General features: G+C 54.4%; 16 protein-coding genes. 4 read left to right on the top strand and 12 right to left on the bottom strand.

The features are described 5' to 3' along the window. Nucleotides 1–76: 76 nt before the first annotated feature. Complete coding sequence (locus CDH47_RS05855; protein ID WP_100638923.1) at nt 77–316, bottom strand: hypothetical protein; 240 nt, start codon at nt 314–316, stop codon at nt 77–79. Nucleotides 317–759: 443 nt separating this feature from the next. Here CDH47_RS05855 and CDH47_RS05850 point away from each other — a divergent pair, with 443 nt between their 5' ends. Further along, entirely contained in the window at nt 760–1032 is a 273-nt protein-coding gene (locus CDH47_RS05850) for a hypothetical protein (RefSeq protein WP_100638922.1), read from the top strand. 24 nt (nt 1033–1056) lie between these two features. On the opposite strand, the gene CDH47_RS05845 is transcribed toward CDH47_RS05850, so the two are convergent. The 3 genes from CDH47_RS05845 to CDH47_RS05835 are packed head-to-tail and all read right to left on the bottom strand — an operon-like array spanning nt 1057 to nt 5549. Then, nucleotides 1057–1470: a response regulator gene (locus CDH47_RS05845; protein ID WP_100638921.1), complete on the bottom strand. Its 414-nt coding sequence runs from the start codon at nt 1468–1470 to the stop codon at nt 1057–1059. Nucleotides 1471–1524: 54 nt separating this feature from the next. Continuing rightward, nucleotides 1525–2076, bottom strand: coding sequence for a hypothetical protein (locus CDH47_RS05840; protein ID WP_100638920.1), 552 nt, complete (start codon nt 2074–2076; stop codon nt 1525–1527). Then, nucleotides 2073–5549, bottom strand: a complete 3477-nt coding sequence (locus tag CDH47_RS05835; RefSeq protein ID WP_100639325.1) for a response regulator — start codon at nt 5547–5549, stop codon at nt 2073–2075. Before CDH47_RS05835 ends, CDH47_RS05840 begins: the two co-directional genes overlap by 4 nt. Nucleotides 5550–5734: 185 nt before the next feature. Between CDH47_RS05835 and CDH47_RS05830 the strand changes: the two genes are divergently transcribed. Further along, entirely contained in the window at nt 5735–6811 is a 1077-nt protein-coding gene (locus CDH47_RS05830; RefSeq protein WP_100638919.1) for a hypothetical protein, read from the top strand. On the opposite strand, the gene CDH47_RS05825 is transcribed toward CDH47_RS05830, so the two are convergent. Beyond that, nucleotides 6805–7077: a hypothetical protein gene (locus tag CDH47_RS05825; RefSeq protein WP_239985593.1), complete on the bottom strand. Its 273-nt coding sequence runs from the start codon at nt 7075–7077 to the stop codon at nt 6805–6807. The genes CDH47_RS05830 and CDH47_RS05825 overlap by 7 nt on opposite strands. Before the next feature lie 177 nt (nt 7078–7254). On the opposite strand from CDH47_RS05825, the gene CDH47_RS05820 reads away from it, so the two are divergent. Continuing rightward, complete coding sequence (locus CDH47_RS05820) at nt 7255–7599, top strand: hypothetical protein (protein ID WP_100638918.1); 345 nt, start codon at nt 7255–7257, stop codon at nt 7597–7599. A 9-nt stretch (nt 7600–7608) separates the two neighbouring features. Here CDH47_RS05820 and CDH47_RS05815 read toward each other — a convergent pair whose 3' ends face one another. Next, nucleotides 7609–8895, bottom strand: a complete 1287-nt coding sequence (locus tag CDH47_RS05815; RefSeq protein WP_100638917.1) for a serine hydrolase domain-containing protein — start codon at nt 8893–8895, stop codon at nt 7609–7611. Between the two features lie 78 nt (nt 8896–8973). Between CDH47_RS05815 and ybaK the strand changes: the two genes are divergently transcribed. Then, on the top strand, nt 8974–9444 hold the full coding sequence (ybaK, locus tag CDH47_RS05810) for a Cys-tRNA(Pro) deacylase (RefSeq protein WP_100638916.1): 471 nt from the start codon (nt 8974–8976) through the stop codon (nt 9442–9444). 80 nt (nt 9445–9524) lie between these two features. Here the strand turns inward: ybaK and CDH47_RS05805 are convergent, their stop codons facing one another. The 6 genes from CDH47_RS05805 to CDH47_RS05780 form a co-directional block, all read right to left on the bottom strand. Next, the gene (locus CDH47_RS05805; protein WP_100638915.1) at nt 9525–11768 is read right to left on the bottom strand and encodes an NADP-dependent isocitrate dehydrogenase; all 2244 of its coding nucleotides are present in this window, start codon (nt 11766–11768) and stop codon (nt 9525–9527) included. Nucleotides 11769–12328: 560 nt separating this feature from the next. Next, nucleotides 12329–14320 (bottom strand): acetoacetate--CoA ligase, encoded by a 1992-nt coding sequence (locus CDH47_RS05800; protein ID WP_100638914.1) that lies wholly within the window; start codon nt 14318–14320, stop codon nt 12329–12331. A gap of 16 nt (nt 14321–14336) precedes the next feature. Continuing rightward, a complete protein-coding gene (locus tag CDH47_RS05795) occupies nt 14337–15116 on the bottom strand; it encodes a 3-hydroxybutyrate dehydrogenase (protein ID WP_100638913.1) in 780 nt (259 codons plus the stop codon). Nucleotides 15117–15179: 63 nt separating this feature from the next. After that, nucleotides 15180–16550 (bottom strand): TRAP transporter large permease, encoded by a 1371-nt coding sequence (locus tag CDH47_RS05790; protein ID WP_100638912.1) that lies wholly within the window; start codon nt 16548–16550, stop codon nt 15180–15182. A 17-nt stretch (nt 16551–16567) separates the two neighbouring features. Next, complete coding sequence (locus CDH47_RS05785) at nt 16568–17113, bottom strand: TRAP transporter small permease subunit (RefSeq protein WP_100638911.1); 546 nt, start codon at nt 17111–17113, stop codon at nt 16568–16570. A 152-nt stretch (nt 17114–17265) separates the two neighbouring features. After that, nucleotides 17266–18351, bottom strand: coding sequence for a TRAP transporter substrate-binding protein (locus tag CDH47_RS05780; protein WP_100638910.1), 1086 nt, complete (start codon nt 18349–18351; stop codon nt 17266–17268). Nucleotides 18352–18421 lie beyond the last annotated feature (70 nt).

Here is an 18421-nt window from a genome sequence, read left to right as displayed (position 1 = left end):
GTATTGTAGCAGTGCAAAGGCAGGATGGGTTTACGCCCGCACAATACGGGCGTAGGTTCTATGAACCGGAAATAGGTTAGTGCTTGAGTTCGCGCGTTCTGAGAACAATTATTTCAAGGACACCTCTGAGGGTGGACAGCGTCCAGTATGTAACCAGCGCCATCAGGCCAGCACCAATAACGGTGAAGGCTAAATCATCACCAACGACCTGTTCTTTTGCCAGCACCAGGTACAAGGCGAGTGCGGCGATCAAAACGATCTCTACGACAAAATGGAAACGGAACTTTTTACGGGCAGATCCGGATTCGTCGGACATTTTCTTGGGTTTCAACCTCTGGGTATCTATCAGTATGGGTGATTGGTTAGTGTACGAATTATCCCCCAAACGCCCCGAAGATTCTGTACGAGTTAGTGGCTACGGACTTACCACTACCAGCACAACGCCCATTTCATGCCTGCAGTTGTAAGGGTTAGCCGTAGCTCCCGAGCTATTGCAAACACCGGCTTAACGGATACACTATCTGTTCAAATACACCAGAAACGCCGATTATGATTCGAATGACTACACAACTCTTGATGAATGCCGTAGCAGCCTGCCATGAAGGCAGCTACATGCGTGCATTGGTAAAAATTATCTAACGGCTTTCGGTCTGTTCCCGGGAGCCTTTCAAGCGACCGGGTAAGCATCTCCGCCAAACCCCGGTTGCCCTCAGCTCCGGGGTTTTGTTTTTGCTGTCGAACAACGACAAGGAGATCACCATGAGAAGACAACACACAATGCGTGCCGCAAACCAGCCCATGAACAATAGGCAAGGTGCCATTCGTCGCCCGGAAAAATTGCCGCTGCTGGATGCCATCTGCAAAAAGCTGAACCAGCGCGTTAACCTGGATGACGAACAAAGGGTACTTGGAGTTTACGAGCGGGGTTGGATCTTCAACGGCGTGCTGGCCACTCTGGGCACTGCGGAAGCCCGCTACGTTCGCGCGCTGGCTACCCGCCACAATTCCTGGATCGCTCGCCAGGTCGCTTAAAGTAATAAACAGGGTCTGAACGGATCAGTGGTGCCTGTTCAGGCCCTGGTTGACAACACCATCATTGCCACGCACCACTGCATAGTTATTCACCACGTCGAGAATTTTTTCCTGGGAGTAAGGTTTCACCACATAGCCATTGGCGCCAGCGCCGATTGCCCGCTGAATGCTGTCAATGGAATCATCCGCCGTAACCAGAACAATATGCTGGCCTTCGCGTACTTGCTTGAAGTCTTTCATCAGTTCATGGCCATCGCCATCCGGCAAGCCGAGATCCAGGAGTATGATGTCGAACTTGCCATCGCCAAACGCCTTGCGAGCTGAAGCCGCATTTTCACAACCCGATACATCCGTAGCTCCGGCTTTGTAGAGCATATCAACCAGGCGCTCACGCATCACGGGCTCGTCTTCCACAACCAGTACCGTCAGCTTATCCATCTTAATCTCCTTTTCGTTCGGGTGCGGTTGTCAGGATTTCTTGCGTAGCAATGATTACCACGAATCGGCACCCGTATTCCGGGGCAAATCCAGCGGTGCATGCCCAGACCGGCTGGGGCTGGCTACAGTTGCCGAAGGCCCGCCCGCTTGGGTAGCAGCCCCTTCCCCGGCATCATCACGGGTCAGAATATTGCTGATACTGACTGCTGTAGAATAAAGCGAGATTGCAATAATCAGCAGTATCGGCTGCACGAACGCCACAAACCCCGGCACCTCTGTGCCACCCATGATACTCAGTATAAGGATGATAGCTGGCCCCAGCACTACAAACAGCGTCAGGGCGATAAAGAATACAATACGTTCCTTGTAGCGGCCAAGATCCCGGTTGGTCACCAACCCCAGAACAAACCTCCCAATGGCCAGCCCGGCAAGAATGGCCGCCGCTATACTCAGGTCTGCATGCATGAGCATCTCATAGAGGCGGCCATCCCAGAGGCGCTGCATGCCAATAACAAGAAACGGAAAAAGTACGAACAGTATGTCGGCATAGGTACCATACATCATGCTCAGGGACTGCTGTTCACTGTGTAACTGGCGATCACTCATTGATCCATTCCTGTTTCATTCTTGGTTAGTTCACGCTCGATCATCTCATCCAGCATCGCAAACTCGCTGCCTATCTGGCTCCATTGAGGGTCTGCAGCCTTTGCCAGAGCTTCTACAATACCGGCCTGGAGGGTCATCTCCGGGAACCCCATAGTGCCAGCAGTGCCTTTTATCTGATGCGCTTCGGTCGCGAGCAGGTTCAGGTCGCGGCCTGCCAATGCTTGTTTCATTCGCTCCTGACGCTCCACCAGCCCTGCCAGGAACCTGGCCACCAAACGACGCATGGCATCGTCCTCTTCAACGTCTTCGGGCGGCTCGGGGTCCAGAAAACGCCCGAGAAGGGCTCGCAAGCGGCGCTCGTCTATCGGCTTTTCAAGCACCCCGTCACACCCTGCCTCTCGCAGTGCATCGGTTTCTTGCTGATTACCTGCAGTAAAGGCAATAATCGGGCGCCGGAAACCCGCCTGCCGCAATAGCCGGGTTGCTTCCACACCATCCATTTCCGGCATGTATCGATCCATCAGTACCAGCTGCACAGGCCCCGAAAGAGCTTTGCGTACAGCTTCGTCGCCTGTCGAAACGGACACGACTTCAAGGCCCAGGCGAGTCAGCATACGTTCAACCAACTGCTGGTTTTCTGCACTGTCCTCGGCCACCAGTACCCTGCCATGATATTGCTGCACGGGTGCTTCGGCGGCGCTGGACTCAACCTGCAGATAGTGCGCCAGAACCTCATAAAAACGCTGTTTGTCAATGGGCTTGGCCAGATGCTCATTGCAGCCCGCCAACCGGTAATCGGCAATATCTTCAGCCATGACATTAGCGGTCAAAGCAATCACCGGGGTATTCACCCCTGCCTCCCGCAAGGCCACCGTAGCATCACGGCCGTTCATGACCGGCATCTGAATATCCATAAGAATCAAATCAAATAATTCATTTATGGCCATTTCCAGAGCTTCTGCACCGTTGCTTACGTGCACCAGTTCAGCGCCGGTACGATCCACTAACAGCGAAACCAACCGACGATTCACATCATTATCTTCGGCACAGAGTATACGCCCCGAAAGGCGTGGCGCCACTGTTGCCGGGATGCTTCGCCGGCGCAGGTTCAGCTCGGATGCATTCCGCAGGAAGTCCACCTGGTCCAGGGCGCCGGTGTGAATCGACAACTCAAACTCACTGCCTTCCCCGTATCTGCTGCTGACTCGAATACTGCCGCCAAGCATTTCCGCCAACCGACGCGAAATGCTGAGGCCGAGGCCTGTGCCACCATACTGCCGGGAAATTGCAGCACTGCCCTGTGCAAAAGGATCAAACAGCCGGCCAATCTGCTCCGGCTTCATGCCAATGCCTGTGTCCACCACCCGGGCGACAAGAACTTCAGCTTCGCGATTACAGCGAATCGACAGGGAGATCGACCCTTTTTCCGTAAATTTAAGCGCATTTCCGCACAAGTTGATAATAATCTGGCGCAGGCGAGTCGGGTCCGTCCGGATCTGCTCCGGCAGTGGATAGTCACAGGTTATGGTGAAATCCAACCCTTTTTCCCTGGCTCGCGGTGCAAAAAATGCGCGAATCTCGTCCAGAAGCTCGGGCAGATATACCGAGACCACATCTATATCCAGTTTGTTCGCATCGATTTTGGAGTGATCAAGAATGTCATTCACCAACTCCAGCAAATGCCGCCCGCTGCGGACGACCGTTTCTGCGCTGCTGCGCTTTTCCTCCTCATCAAGATCCGGATCCATCAACGTTTCGCCATAGCCGATGATAGCCGCCAGTGGCGTGCGGATCTCATGACTCATGTTGGCAAGGAACTGGCTCTTGGCCTCGGCAGAGTTACGGGCCAGCTCTTTCTCTAGCCGTTCTTGCTCGCGCTCACGCTCAATACGCTGGCGCCGGTGGCTTTCTGTGGAATCCACACAGGTACCCTCCAGGTGGGTAGGTTCACCGTCCGCATCGTAGGCTGTGTGGAGTGAGATAATCGCCCAACGCTCATCACCTGACCGGGTCAGGTAGCGGGCCTCCACACCTTTTACCGTACCTCTTGCCTGCAGCTGCTCAACAACCAGTTCCCGCAACCGGTCATCGGCAATGCAAGCTTCCAGCACATCCACATCGCTTTCCAACAACTCCCGGCTGCTGGCAAAACCCATCAAGTTCGCCATCGCCGGATTGGCGGTTACGAACCGGCGTTCAGCCGACATCTGGAAAACACCCTCAATGGCATTATCAAACAGCGACTGGTATCGCTGCAGATTGGATAGTGCTCGCCGGCTCCAGCCCAGCGCCTCACCCTGAACCTGCTTGATGCGATCTGCCAGGGCAAAGGAAAACAGAATAATCTGGCCGGTAAGCCCTATTTGGGGTGCATAGCCCGTGAAGGTATTGAGTGGCAGGTAGCCCATAACCGTAAGGGCGTATATGCCAAAGCCAACCAGCGCCAGTGTCCAGGCAAAAAAGTATGAGCGCGCCGCCGGGTTGTAATAGCGCCAGGACAAATAACTGACCACAAACAAGATGAGACAGAGCAACATCGACCCGATAACAATCCATTCCATGGCAATGTGATAGGGCACGAACAGGGACAGCACAAAGGTAACGATTACCGAGTACAGACACATGATCAGAACCCGGTCGAGATCCAGAGATCGGGTACGGGTTTCAAGCAGTGCCCGGGCCATCAGCAGGCCCCAGAACCAGGTCATGATGATCTGAAGATGAAGGTACTCCTTATTAAACAATGCGGGGCGACTGTCCAGCAGCTGAATGCCATGAACCTGCTCGGTGGCGATAAACACCCCGGCAGACACCAGATAGAGAACATAGTAGATGTTGCTGCGCTCACGAACGGAAACCGCAACAAACAAGTTGTACGCGAGAATGGCAAGCAAACCACCCAGCAAGGCGCCACGAATAATTTCGTCTACCGATACTTTTTCAATATAACTATCAGGGCTCCACAAACTGATGGGCAGGCGAAAGGTATTAGTGTTGATAATGCGCAGATACACAGACGAGCTGCTGCCTGGCTCAAGGTTAAGCCGGAACGTAGGGTTAGGCACAGCAAGATCCCGCTCTGCCCAGTTGCCGTGGTAGCCTGCCTTGCGCTCGTCGATTAATTCCCCATCGCGCACCAGATACAGGACAACTTCATCTACCAGCGGCAGTGCCAACTCCAGAATCCACTCTGTACTGGCTGCTCTGGCGTCTGAATGCACATCAATCCGTATCCAGTAAGCCGACTCGGTGTAGCCCAGGTTCAGTACACCGTGTTCATGACGGGTAAACCGCTCGGGCTCCATGGCAAGAATGTCTGGCAAGAGATAAAGCTGGCCGGCGTCCTCCAGGTAAGAGATACAGCCACCAAAATCGCGAACGCTTTCTGTGTTACTGCCCAGAACAAGCTGGCCATTTCGACAAGATTCCTGAGCACTGGCCAGGCCCGAAACCATGGCCATTGCTAAAAACATCACGACAAGCAGCCATTGCACTGTTCTGCCTGTAGCCGGTTTACACCGTTGCTGCAAAATGTGATCTCCGCGCGGGTATGTGCCTGTCTTATGGTTTATTGTTGGCAGTCGAATCGGGGCCGAACGCCCCGCGGGTATTTACTTTAGCCGTTTATGGCTGACTTCGCACCTCAGGGCCTTCTGAAATGAGACACTCCTGCTTTTTCGCCGCTATTTCCATCGCACTGCTTGGCGTGAGCGGGTGCAAGATGGAGGATACCGGGCCAACAGCATTCAATCCTGCTACCAACGTGGATCTGACGTTCTCAACGTTTGATCTCGAAAATACCGACAAGGCGCCCGACAACCTCAAGCACACCCGGTTTTGGGATTTTTATCAGGGAATTCAGCCTGCCGGTAGCGGCGATAATGCGATTACCCGCGCAACAGTGAACGAAATTCGCACTCACATTGATAGGTTCATACAGGCAACACCTTCCTCTGACGGCAAAAGCTATGAAAAAGTACGCAACCCGCTCGATTTGATCAACCAGGTCATAGCATTCAACGAGGCTGACAATTTCAAAGAAGGCCGTAGATACATCACCCAACGTATAATCGAAGGACAAGCAGGCACCTACAACACCCGGACAAACGGGGCTCTTATCCGGTTTACCGACCAAAACGCGGTGTTGGATGAGGCATCGCTCAACGACAAACTGTGGATTTATCCAACACTGGACTGGACATACCAGCCCGCTGGCCCTGAAGGCACGGACCTCGACGATAAGGTTTACCGAACAATTCAGTATGTAAGCCGAAGCGTTGTCCCTGAAAAGGCTAAGGCCCAGCCAGAGCTAATCAGCCTGCTCGCCGGGAGCCGCTTTGATGCCAATAGTTTCAAAACCAACGGCTACAACAAACCAGAGTTCGCTACCGCAGACTATCAGAGCCGAAACTATGGGGGCATTGAGTTGAGGCAGGAGTTCATCCGGGACAAAATCGACACACTGTTTATCAAGAGTCCGGACAAGGCTGTGTTGGATATGAGCCTCCATGGCGTCACCCTTACCGATACAAGCCCTGACTGTTTGAGGGTTGAGTTGGACTATGCGATGTCAACTTTGAGGGTTTTCCATTCCAACGGCCAACCGGCAAAACTTAAGGACCCAACCAGTCAGAATCCTGATGCTACCATTAAAAATCTCGCCAACTGTGGAAACCAGGAAAACAACGAAGCTGCAATAAGCTGGGTGGCAGAAGGTGCTTCTAGCCGTCAGTAATAACGCCGCTCGTCCAACTCCCAATTCTGCAAAAAACCTTTTTTGCGGTCGATCATGCGCTCGTAGGCTGAAATCATAACGGCTACATGGGGCGCTTTGGCCAGGCGTAAAATCTCAACACGACGCTCCAGCCGTTCCACTTCAGTGCGGACTTGCTGGTGCACGTGGCTGCGCACACTGTCGTGATGGTCGAGCCGAACCTGCCTGGTTGAGGGGGGAAATTCGTTGTGGGGGCTTGCTTGCTTGTCCATGCGTATCTCATCCATTGAGTTGCAACCTTTATATCAAACCGCAGTTTGCACAACTGTCAGACAAAGCGCAACAAAAATGAATAGAGTTTCATTTTATACAGTAAACATTCAACAGTTCACACACTCAGAGAATCCCGGCGAATCCGCTGCTATAGTTCCCATTACCAATTTAACAGCTAACCAGGATTGCTTATGAGCCAGACATCCGTTGCCGACACCCTCAGGGAATACCTGTCTCTGCTTGAGTTACTGGACGACGCTTACTGGGAAGCCTCCAACATTGCCCACAAGGACATGCTGTACGACATCATCAGTATTTTCAGCCAGGAAGTGTCCGAGATAAACAAGCTCAGTATTCAGGATCACCACTACCCCTATGAGGTGATCACTGAAGGCATTCGACGTGTGGTGCCAAAGCTGGAAAAGTTGGATGAAAGCCGTGAAGAAGTCATCCAGCGCACACAAACACTGACAGACTTCCGGGACATACTTTCATCCGTACTCGGTATTCTTGAGGATCAGCTCAGAACCCTGTGAGGGGCCGCTTTAAACGGCTACCGCCGGGCGTTCACCCTCCGGGCGGAGAGGAAATTCCCGCGCAATGGTATAAACGAACTTGCCGAGCGCGGGAATGTGGTGACCCACAATCGGAAACCCTGTGTTCAGCAAACTCACGGAGATATCCCGCGCTGCGTCGGCCCAGCAAAGCTTGTTGATCAAGCCAACATGGCCAAATGCGTACCGGCTTCGTTGTCCCCACATACCAACCGGGTTACCACCCAGCATCATGCCGGCGCTGAAGCGCATGGGGATCATCATGGTGCGGTCAATTTGCAAGGAGCCAAACTGCTGAATGGCTCGGCGAACCGTGATCTCGCTGCAAATGCGTTTACCCTTCCAGGTACCGCCATTGAGCATCATCTGGAAAAACCGACCCATCTCTTCGGCGGTGCCACATAGGTTACCCGCCGGGATCACTGCCTCCTGGAACAGGGGATTATTGGTCACCTCTTCTACCGTCGATATATCACCACCTAGTGCGCGGTTTACGATCCAGGACACGGGAAAACGCGGTGTCGGGCCAGTAGCGTAGTTGGTAGCCAACTCATGCAGATTCGGCGCCTCAATCCCGTAGGTAAACCACTTCATGCCCATGGGCTGACGGATGTGCTTGTCCAGGTAGTTTTCAATGGTGTCGCCGGTTACCTTTTCGAGCACTCGCTGCAGCACATAGCCGCCGGTTATCGCGTGGTAGGCAACCTTGCCGCCGTCTACAGCAATAGCTCGGGACTCACACAACAAACGCCAGATTTCTTCCTGGTTCCATAGCACTTCTATGGGTGTTTCTTTCGGTATGGAAGGAATGCCGCCCCTGTGGGACAGGATCTGATGCACCGTGATGGTCCGTTTGCCGTTTTGTGCAAACTCCGGGCAATAATAGGACACAGGGTCCATCAGGTTAACCAGGCCCTGCTCAACCAGCATATGCATCAGCAATGCGGTAACTGCCTTGGAGGCAGAAAAGTAGCAAACGGGCGTGTCTGTGGTCATGGCGATTGTGGGCGTGCCGGCCGTATCGTGGGGGCCGTTGCCGTTAGCATGGCCTATGGCTCGATGCAGGATCTGCTCGCCACGGTGGCGCACTGATATCTGGATACCCGGGTGGACACCGGTGCGATAAAGGCCTTCAACGCTTTTCCAGATGGCGTTCACAGTGCTGGTGTCTATACCGACCGCTTCCGGCTTTTCGCCTGCGGTATCACGCTGGGTAACAGTAGATAAATCCTTTGGAACCTTGCAACTGTGCAGTGCACGACGGGCTATTGGGTTCATCAGGTACGCCTTGATTGTGGTGACTGTTATTATAAGCAGCTGATCAGAGGGCAAACCAACTGTTTCTGGAGCCAGTTTATGACACCCGGTATCGATGCAGCCAGCAAAGCCGGCATTTTTCATACTATCCACGAGTACGAGCATGATCCTGCCAGCACAGGGTATGGCAACGAGGCAGCAGATAAACTGGGGGTTGATCCGGCACGGATATTCAAAACCCTGGTGGCCAATGTCGACGGCAAAACCCTGGTAGTTGGCGTGGTGCCTGTTACTGGCATGTTGAGTATGAAACTGATCGCCAAGGCCGCCGGTGGCAAGAAGGCCGTTATGGCCGACCCACAGGATGCGCAGCGCCGCACCGGCTATGTACTTGGGGGTGTAAGCCCACTGGGCCAGAAAAACCGTTTGAAAACCTTTATTGATAGTTCCGCTGAAGAGTTCGAGACGGTATACGTAAGCGCTGGCCGCCGCGGGCTGGAGATTGAGCTGTCTCCGGCAGATCTGGCCAAACTGACCGGTGGAAAACTGGTGCCACTGCAGCAGACATAAAAAAACCCGGAGAGCCAATATACGGGCTTTCCGGGCTTTGCCTCAGGTATCCGGGCACAGTGCCCGGATACCTTCAGGGATTACTTAACCGATGCGCGGGCATCCTTCAGAATACTATTGAAGGTTTCGCTCGGCTGCATCACGGCCTGCACCTTTTCTGCAGGTGGGTGGTAGTAACCACCGATATCCGCAGGCTGACCCTGGATAACACTCATTTCTTCCAGGATCTTGTCTTTGTTTTCTTCCAGCTGTGCCGACATTTTCGCGAAGAACTCTTTCAGTTCTTTGTCGCTATCCTGGGATGACAGCTCTTCTGCCCAGTAACGAGCCAGGTGGAAGTGGCTGCCGCGGTTGTCCAGCTCACCCGTTACACGGGAAGGCGACTGGTTGTTTTCCAGCAGGCGCTCGGTGGCCTTGTCGAGAGTCTGGCCCAGCAAGCGTGCACGGTTGTTGTCGTGCTTCTCACCCAGCTCATCCAGCGACACGGCAATGGCAAGGAACTCGCCCAGGGAGTCCCAGCGCAGGTGATCTTCCTGCAACAACTGCTGCACATGCTTGGGAGCAGAGCCGCCAGCACCGGTTTCGTAGAGGCCGCCACCGTTCAGCAGGGGCACAATCGACAGCATCTTGGCACTGGTGCCCAACTCAAGAATCGGGAACAGGTCGGTGAGGTAGTCACGCAGCACGTTACCGGTTACAGAGATGGTATCCAGACCGCGGATCAGACGCTCCATGGTCCAGCGAATGGCGCGAACCGGCGACTCGATACGGATATGCAGGCCTTCAGTGTCGTGATCTTTAAGGTAAGTATTTACCTTTTTGATCAGTTCGGCGTCGTGCGGGCGCTCGTCGTCGAGCCAGAACACGGCTGGCATGCCGGTGGCGCGGGCACGGGTAACGGCCAACTTGACCCAATCGCGAATCGGAAGGTCTTTGGTTTGGCAGGCACGCCAGATATCGCCTTCTTCTACATTGTGCTCGGTCAGTACCGTACCGTCTTCAGCCAGGATGCGAACAATACCGTCTTCTTCGATTTCAAAGGTCTTGTCGTGAGAGCCATACTCCTCTGCCTTCTGCGCCATCAGGCCCACGTTCGGCACGGTGCCCATGGTGGTGGGATCAAAGGCGCCGTGGGTTTTGCAGAAGTTGATCATTTCCTGATAAATCGTGGCGTAGGTGGACTCAGGCATAACTGCCTTGGTGTCTTTCAATTTGCCATCGCGCGCCCACATCTTGCCTGAGTTACGGATCATTGCCGGCATGGAGGCATCCACAATCACATCACTCGGTACGTGCAGGTTGGTCACGCCTTTAACGGAGTCAACCATGGCGATTTCCGGGCGGTGCTCGTAGGTCTTGTGCAGGGTTTCCTGTATTTCTTCCTGCTTCGACTCAGGCAACTGCTTGATCTTCTCAATCACAGACGACAGGCCGTTGTTCGGGTTTACGCCAATTTCGTCAAACAGGTCGCCATACTGGTCGAAAAGCTCCTTGTAGTAAATCTTCACCGCGTGACCAAACACGATCGGGTGGGAGATTTTCATCATGGTGGCTTTTACGTGCAGGGAGAACATCACGCCGGTTTTTTCACAATCTGCAATGGCATCTTCGAAGAATTGGCAGAGTGCTTTTTTGCTCATGAACATGCCGTCGAGCACTTCGCCTTCCTGCAATGGCAGCTCAGGTTTGAGGACGGTCTGTTCGCCTTTTTTGTTTTCGAAAACAATGCGGGCGTTGGTTGCTTTATCGAGGGTTATGGACTGCTCGTTGGAGTAAAAATCACCTCCGCGCATGTGCGCCACGTGGGTACGTGAAGCCGGGCTCCATTCTCCCATGCTGTGGGGGTATTTGCGTGCAAAGGCTTTAACTGCTGTCGGAGCACGACGGTCAGAGTTACCCTCACGCAGTACCGGGTTCACCGCGCTTCCGAGTACTTTGGCGTAGCGCGCTGTAATCTCTTTTTCTTCGTCGGTCTGCGGGTTCTCTTTGTATTCCGGTACGTTGTAACCTTGGTCGTTCAGCTCTTGAATCGCTGCGCGCAACTGCGGTATTGATGCAGAGATATTTGGCAGCTTGATGATGTTGGCGTCGGGGTCTTTGGTATATTCGCCCAGTTCTGTAAGAGCGTCCGGTACGCGCTGATCTTCTTCAAGGTGGTCCGGGAATACTGCCAGAATACGAGCCGCCAGGGAGATATCGCTGGTTCCAAATTCGATACCAGCCGGCTTGGCGTAGGTTTCCAGAATCGGTAACAGGGACCGAGTTGCAAGGGCCGGGGCCTCATCGGTCAGTGTGTAGATAATCTTGGCTTTGGATGATTTCATTTTCGTCCTCAGGCTAATAGGTGGGTTCAGGACGGCCATGGCTGAGTCGGGCGTCTTGTGGACGTCTGACCTTTGCGATGACTGATTTTTTAACTTTTGATAGACCTACTAAGATAGCATTTTTTTGTTCTGTCTGGTTACGATCTTAGTATAAGAACGGACTAAAAACCCCTGATCTTCGGTATCTGGGGGATCATTTGGTGGGAATTTACGAAACTTTCTAACATTTTGGGGTGTTGGCTTTGCTGGCTTGGGAGTATCGCGATGGGTGTGCTTTCTCCCAAAACACGCTCCTTGCGGCACCCCTGCGGGGTCCGGCCCACAATCATAGATTGTGGTCGTTCGGCTTTCGCATGAAGCTACGCTTCATAAACGCTCGGCCGAACCCATGTGGCGCTTGGGCTCCGCCATCCATGGCTCCGCACAGTTTTGGGAGAAAGCACACCCACCGCTCGACAAACTTTTCAGTTAACTCCAACAACCCATAGGGTGAAAACTCTGCACCGGAGTCACACCGCAAAAAATAGAGACCCGGATGTTTTACCCCTTCACCTATTCAGTCAACCAATCGGCAAAAGGTTCTCTTCCGCAAGCCGCTCGCGAATCTGGTCCAGTGCTTCGGGGTTACCCAGGGCATCGCGGTTGTCGGCTTTGGTAGAGCCGTTGATCAGGCGGGCTACGGCCAGCTCTACTTTTTTGCCACTGCGGGTGTAGGGGATGTCTGGCACCTGCACTATGTGCTTGGGCACGTGGCGTGGGCTGGCGCCTTTGCGGATTTGGGCTTTGAGTTGTTTCAGCAGGTCGCCGGTAATTTCCTGACCATCTGCCGGCACTACAAGCAAAACCACTTCTACATCACCGTCGATTTGTCGGCCAACGACGATGCTGTCTTTTATGGCCGCTTCGGTTTCTACCTGGCGGTAGATTTCGGCGGTGCCGATTCTTACGCCGCCGGGGTTGAGGGTGGCGTCGGAGCGGCCGTAGATGATGGCGCCGCCGTGTTCGGTGAATTCGATGAAGTCGCCGTGGGCCCATACGCCGGGGAAGGTGTCGAAGTAGGCGTCGCGATAGCGTTCGCCATCTGCGTCGTCCCAGAAGGCGACTGGCATGGAGGGTAATGGTTGACGGCAGACGAGTTCGCCACGGCCCTGGTCTACGGGTTTGCCATCGTCGCCGTATGCGACAGCATCAACGCCCAGAAACCGGCATTGTATTTCGCCTCGGCGCACAGGCAACAGTGGGGTGGAGCCGACGAAGCAGCCGCAGATGTCGGTGCCGCCAGCAATGGAGCCCAGCAAGGCTTTGGGTGCGCCCTGGCTGTATACCCAGTCGTAGTCTTCGGGAAGCAGGGGCGAGCCAGTTGAGAATACGACTCTCAATCTGCTCAGATCGAGGGTTTCAGCCGGGGCCATTTCAGCTTTGCGACAGCCAGCAATGAATCTTGCGCTGGTACCGAAGTGGGTTACACGCTCTTCGGCTACGGTGTCCCAGAGGAAGCTGAGACTGGGGTAGCCAGGGGAGCCGTCTACGGTGATTACCGCAGCACCTGTAAGCAGGGCAGAGGCTTGCCAGTTCCACATCATCCAGCCACAGGTGGTGAAGTAGAGGAAACGGTCTTCCGGGCCTACATCGCCGTGCAGCATGAGTTCTTTGGCGTGATTGACCAGCAGGCCGGCGGTGCCATGTACGATGCACTTGGGTTTGCCAGTGGTGCCTGAGGAATAGAGGATGTAAACCGGGTGGTCCGGGTCGACCGGCGTATACGAGGGCACTTCGCCTGCACCAAAGGCAATGGCGTCATCCCAGGTGGTTACCCGTTCACCAGCAATCGGCGCGGCGTCCGGCAGCTGCTGAACGCTCACTACGCATTTCAGGGTTGGCAGGCCGGCGATCAGCTGTGCAAACTCCTCCTGGCGGCCCAACACCTTGCCGCCGTAGCCGTATCCGTTCACAACAATAAGTGCGGAAGGCTCAATCTGGCCAAAACGGTCGAGAATAGCGCCCACACCGAAATCCGGTGACGCCGAGCTCCAGATAGCACCCAGGCTGGTTGCTGCCAGCATACCGGCGAGGGCTTCGTAGCCGTTGGTGACAACGCCGGCAACCCGGTCGCCTTTTTGAATGCCTTTGCTGCGCAGGAAGGCTTCCAAAGCACCTACATCGGCTTTCAGTTCGCCATAGCTGCGGCGCAGAACGGGGCGTGTTTCGCAGTAGGCCACCACAGCTTCTTTACTAGCATGCTCGCCGTCTGCATGGCGCAGCAGGTTGGCCGCAAAATTCAGTTTCATGCCCGGGAACCACTCGGCACCCGGCATATCCTGCTTACCCAGCACTTTTTGCGCCGGTGTTGCGCTAACAAGTCCGCAATAGTCCCAAACGCTTGACCAGAAGCTTTCAAGGTCATCAACCGACCACTGGTGCAATGCGTGGTAATCCGCAAACGGGCCATGGCCCTGTTCTTCCAGCCAGGTTCTGAAGCGGCCCATTCGGGTATTGGCCTGATCGCTTTCCGACGGAGACCAGACTATCGGGGACTGTTCATTAACGCTCATCCGTTGCTCCTGTTGCTTACTGCATGTGCCAGCCGTGGCTGACAACAATAGATTGCCCTGTAAGAGCGGCTGAAGGAAAGGCCGCCAAGTGCACCGCCATTTCGGAAACATCTTCCTGGGTGGTGAATTTGCCATCAACTGTGTTTTTTAGCATCACCTTACTGATAACTTCCTCTTCGGAAATGCCCAGCTCTTTTGCTTGTTCCGGTATCTGTTTATCCACCAGCGGCGTTCTTACAAAGCCCGGGCAGATAATATTACTGCGAACTCCGTGTTCCGCGCCTTCTTTGGCAACGGCACGACAAAGGCCAAGCATACCGTGTTTTGCTGCCACATAAGGTGCCTTCAAGGGCGAGGCTTCCAGCGAATGCACCGAGCCCATGTACAGCATAGTACCTCCGCCGTTGGCGTACATTTGTTTTAAAGCCGCCCGGGTTACCAGAAATGCGCCATCAAGGTGCACATTCATCACCCTGCGCCAGTCCGCATACGCCAGTTTGTGTACCGGGTCTATGTGCTGAATGCCAGCATTCGCCACAGCAATGTCGAGGCCACCCCAGGCTTTCACAATGGCAGCTACGCCCTCGTCCACGGCGGTTTCATCGGTTACGTCCATGGCCAGAGCCATTGCGGTGCCGCCCGCCTTCTCTATGGCATTTACGGTGTCCTGAGCGCTTTCCACAGTGAGATCTGCCACGGCTACTCGGGCACCTTCACGGCCATAATGTTCGGCGATCGCCCGGCCAATACCCCGAGCTGCACCAGTAATAAGTGCGACGTTGTTTTCGAGACGCATGATGTTTGTCCCCTCGTTATTATTCAATTTTTGTTAGTAAAACCCTGCATTAAAGCGGGCCCGTCAGGAGCCGCCATACACTTCGTTCGGCAGCCAGGTCGCCAGCGGCTGGAACCAGAACACCAGCGCCAAAGCCAGAAGCTGCAAAAGAATGAACGGCAATACGCCCAGATAAATATCCCGTGTTGTGATACCTGGCGGGCATACGCCTTTGATGTAAAACAGTGAGAAACCAACCGGAGGTGTCAGGAAGGAAGTCTGCAAACACATGGCAAACATGATGGCAAACCACACCGGCTCCACGCCCATTTTGAACAGCACGGGCGCAACCAGGGGCAATACAATCAAAGTGATCTCAACCCAATCCAAAAAGAACCCGAGCAGGAAGGTGATAAGCAAAACCGTCAGCAGCACACCTGTGGTGCCATATGGCAGGCCGGTGATCGCGCCTTCAATAACCTCGTCTCCCCCTAAACCACGCAGTACCGAGGCAAACACAGTAGCACCGATAAAAATGCCAAAGATGAATGCTGAGGTGCGACTGGTCTGGTACAGGGAGTCTTTCAGGGTCTCCATATCCAGGCGCCTGCTCAGGAACGCCATGAGCAGCGCGCCGCCAGCACCCACCGCAGAGGCTTCTGTGGTTGTTGCTATGCCAAAGAAAATGGAACCAAGCACGGAAATGATCAGGGCCATAGGCGGCAGAACGGCCCAGAGCACGCCAGCCCAGGCTCGGGCGTCAAGGCGCCGCCGGTTCGGAGGCGCGGGTGCCAGGTCTTTTTTGATGTAGGAGGCGATGATGATGTAAAGAATGTAAAGCATCGCCAGCATAACACCGGGAATCAGAGCACCCATAAACAGCTTGCCTACTGATGCCTCCGAGGTGCCAAGGCGGTCAGCCATCAATACCAACATGATGCTGGGCGGCACCAGAATACCCAGAGTGCCAACAGAACACGCCGTACCCACAGCCAGGGACTTGTTGTAGTTCGCCTGCATCATGGGGCCAAGGGACAGCATGCCCAGCAGCACGACCGAAGCGCCAACAATACCGGTGGAGGCCGCAAGCAACACGCCAACCAGCACCACTGTAATGGCATAGCCGCCGCGCAAGCCTCCAAGCACCCTCACCAGGCTGTGCATCAGCTTTTCCGCGATGCCGGAGCGATCAAGCATGATGCCCATGAAGATGAACATGGGCAGCGCCACCATCAACTCGTTGGCAACTATGCCGTATATCCTGGCGTCCAGAACGCCAATTGTGCCCTGCCAGGTAAACCACAGGGGAGAGTCGAGATATTCGACCATTACGTGGCCGACAATACCGAATACCAAGCCTATACCCGCCAGTGACCAGGCAACCGGGAAACCCAGCAGCAAGAGCACCATAAAGCTGGCGAACATGGCGATAACAAGAATCGCTTCTACACCCATGACGTTAGCCTCGCGGTTCAGGAATCAGGATGGCCGGAGGAGTGCCGGTCATCGTAGGGAGGCTCAATAGCCCTGGGAAAACGGAACAGATAGGTAGTGCAACGTGTGGCACGGGACACCAGGGCAATCATCACAAACGCCAACCCCAGGGGCAGCATGCTTTTGAATATAAAGCGGTAGGGCAGCCCGCTGGGTGCCTGTGAATGTTCTGTGTATATCCATGCTGTCCAGGCGTAGGGCACCAGAGCACTGATCATCAGCGCAATGATGGGCAGCGCTAACAGCACAATGCCCATAAGCTCGATAATCGCCTGGGCTTTAGGGCTGAATTTCTCTTTCAGCACGTCAACACGTACGTGGTCATCCAGCACAACGGCATAGCCCAGCGTCAGCATGGTGGCCGTTCCGAACAGGTGCCAGGACAATTCTTCAAGAGCAATGGAGCCTTGAGACAAAACATAGCGGGAGAAAACGTTGATCAGAATAACGATCAGCACAGCAACCCATAACCAGGAGGCGAGGCGGCCAACAGCCACCACCAGTCGGTCGAGGTGCCAGGACATCGCATTAATTGGCAACGAGTCCTTTCCAGATGCCTGGGCGCGCTTATCTCCGGAGATATTGGTATCGGTCACAAAAACCTCGGATTTTTCGGATGCAGGGCGGGAAGCGGGTAACGATTCAGTCGTTACCCGCGGTATACATCATCCGTTGATCAGTCGTACTTGTAGAAATCCCGTGGCAGGTAGCCATTGGAGTGCCAAATAGAGTGATGCTTCATGAAATCACGCTGACTGGTCAGTACGCGATTGAACATTTCATCCTTGGCAGCAATTTCATCCAGCACTTCGTTGGTGACCTTTTGCAGCTCACGCAGCACAGGCTCTGGCAGGGTCTGGGCGTTTACGCCTTCCTTCTCGTAATCACGCAGCGCTGTTGGCTGGGCCCACTCACTTTGAGCAAAGCCTTTAAGCGTGGCGGATTCACAGCCCATTTCGATAAGCGCACGGCTCTGTGGCTCCAAATCCTCCCAAACATCTTTGTTCACCAACAAATGGGAGGTGGTCAGAGTTTGGTGCCAGCCAGGCATGATGTAGTTCTTGATGATCTGATCCAGCCCCAGCATCTTGTCGATAGCCGGCTGAGAGAACTCAGTCGCGTCAATCGTCTTACGCTCCAGGGCCTGATAGATTTCGCCGCCCGGAACCATGGTTACGGATGCGCCGAGTTTCTCCAGAACTTTGCCACCAATGCCGGCAAAGCGGATTTTCAGGCCATCAAAATCATCCACGCCTTCAATGGGATTGGCGAACCAGCCCGCACCTTCAGGGCCGATGATGCTGCACAGCATGGGGTGGATGTTGCGCTTGGCATAGATTTCTTCCAGCAACGCACGGCCGTCACCTTCGTAATACCAGGCCAGATAAGCGGGTGGCTCCATGTTGAAAGGGGCACCGGAATACAGAGGCAAGGCGGGGATAGTGCCCTGGTCGTATCCTACCCAGGTGTAGCCTGCGGGGTATTTACCACCACCTACGGCATCCATGATTTCAAAGGGCGGAACCAGCTCATTCGGCTCGTAGTAACGTAGCTGGATATCGCCACCGGATATGGCTTTGAGGTTTTCTGAAAGGTGCTTAACGGGCGTTGTCAGCCCGATAAGGTGGGACGGGAAGGCAAGAGGCACCTGCCAGCGAACTTTTTCCGCCGCCAGGGCATTGCTGCTTACCATAGCGCCTGTCATGAGCGCTGCGGCCGTAACACCCAGGGTCAAACCCGAAAGCTTTTGCTTGATGGTCATAGTATTCGTCCTTCTTGTTGTTGTAGCTGGCGCCAGCCTTTGTTTTCCGTGTTGTTCTGACGTCCTGAAT

It is taken from the genome of Marinobacter salexigens, from assembly GCF_002806945.1.
Taxonomy (GTDB): Bacteria; Pseudomonadota; Gammaproteobacteria; order Pseudomonadales; family Oleiphilaceae; genus Marinobacter; species Marinobacter salexigens.
The sequence above is the reverse complement of the archived record's forward strand: the minus strand, read 5'-3'. Positions and strand labels throughout refer to the sequence as shown.

What these genes read in the sequence shown, in the direction of transcription:
- CDH47_RS05805 (WP_100638915.1), bottom strand. Translation starts at nt 11,768, where the DNA reads ATGAAATCATCCAAAGCCAAGATTATCTACACACTGACCGATGAGGCC.
- CDH47_RS05790 (WP_100638912.1), bottom strand. Translation starts at nt 16,550, where the DNA reads ATGGGTGTAGAAGCGATTCTTGTTATCGCCATGTTCGCCAGCTTTATG.
- CDH47_RS05845 (WP_100638921.1), bottom strand. Translation starts at nt 1,470, where the DNA reads ATGGATAAGCTGACGGTACTGGTTGTGGAAGACGAGCCCGTGATGCGT.
- CDH47_RS05795 (WP_100638913.1), bottom strand. Translation starts at nt 15,116, where the DNA reads ATGCGTCTCGAAAACAACGTCGCACTTATTACTGGTGCAGCTCGGGGT.
- CDH47_RS05820 (WP_100638918.1), top strand. Translation starts at nt 7,255, where the DNA reads ATGAGCCAGACATCCGTTGCCGACACCCTCAGGGAATACCTGTCTCTG.
- CDH47_RS05815 (WP_100638917.1), bottom strand. Translation starts at nt 8,895, where the DNA reads ATGAACCCAATAGCCCGTCGTGCACTGCACAGTTGCAAGGTTCCAAAG.
- CDH47_RS05825 (WP_239985593.1), bottom strand. Translation starts at nt 7,077, where the DNA reads ATGGATGAGATACGCATGGACAAGCAAGCAAGCCCCCACAACGAATTT.
- CDH47_RS05835 (WP_100639325.1), bottom strand. Translation starts at nt 5,549, where the DNA reads ATGTTTTTAGCAATGGCCATGGTTTCGGGCCTGGCCAGTGCTCAGGAA.
- CDH47_RS05840 (WP_100638920.1), bottom strand. Translation starts at nt 2,076, where the DNA reads ATGAGTGATCGCCAGTTACACAGTGAACAGCAGTCCCTGAGCATGATG.
- CDH47_RS05830 (WP_100638919.1), top strand. Translation starts at nt 5,735, where the DNA reads ATGAGACACTCCTGCTTTTTCGCCGCTATTTCCATCGCACTGCTTGGC.
- CDH47_RS05850 (WP_100638922.1), top strand. Translation starts at nt 760, where the DNA reads ATGAGAAGACAACACACAATGCGTGCCGCAAACCAGCCCATGAACAAT.
- CDH47_RS05800 (WP_100638914.1), bottom strand. Translation starts at nt 14,320, where the DNA reads ATGAGCGTTAATGAACAGTCCCCGATAGTCTGGTCTCCGTCGGAAAGC.
- CDH47_RS05780 (WP_100638910.1), bottom strand. Translation starts at nt 18,351, where the DNA reads ATGACCATCAAGCAAAAGCTTTCGGGTTTGACCCTGGGTGTTACGGCC.
- CDH47_RS05855 (WP_100638923.1), bottom strand. Translation starts at nt 316, where the DNA reads ATGTCCGACGAATCCGGATCTGCCCGTAAAAAGTTCCGTTTCCATTTT.
- ybaK (WP_100638916.1), top strand. Translation starts at nt 8,974, where the DNA reads ATGACACCCGGTATCGATGCAGCCAGCAAAGCCGGCATTTTTCATACT.
- CDH47_RS05785 (WP_100638911.1), bottom strand. Translation starts at nt 17,113, where the DNA reads ATGTCCTGGCACCTCGACCGACTGGTGGTGGCTGTTGGCCGCCTCGCC.